Here is a 365-nt window from a genome sequence, read left to right as displayed (position 1 = left end):
GGCGGATGCCGTGGGCGAGGCGGATGCGGGCGAGTTCGAAGGGGAAGGTGGCGGCGGCGGGGTGGGTTTCGGCGTGGTGGTAGTTCTCGTCGGCTTCGGTGGGGTCGGTGGCGGTCATGGCGAGGGCGCCGTGGGTGAGGAGGGCGAGGCGGGGGGAGATGTCGGGCAGGCCCGCGTCGTGGGCGGCGAGTGCGTGGGTGCGGGCTTGTTCGGAGCGGCCGGTGTGCAGGGCTGCTTCGACGAGGTCGAGGAGGGTGCGGGAGGCCTGGTGGGCGTAGGGGGTGAAGGTGCCGGGGGGTGTGATGCCGATGGCGTGGAGGTAGGCGGCTTCGTAGTCGCCTTCGCTGAGGGCGGCGGCGGTGCCG

At 73.4% G+C, this 365-nt stretch carries 1 pseudogene; it reads right to left on the bottom strand.

What is annotated here, in order from left to right:
- Positions 1 to 365: pseudogene (locus tag OO52_RS45690) on the bottom strand (helix-turn-helix transcriptional regulator); the annotation flags it as partial.

The sequence above is a fragment of the Streptomyces flaveolus genome (genome assembly GCF_000716535.1).
GTDB lineage: Bacteria > Actinomycetota > Actinomycetes > Streptomycetales > Streptomycetaceae > Streptomyces > Streptomyces flaveolus_A.
This window is presented reverse-complemented; position numbering and strand designations above follow the sequence as displayed.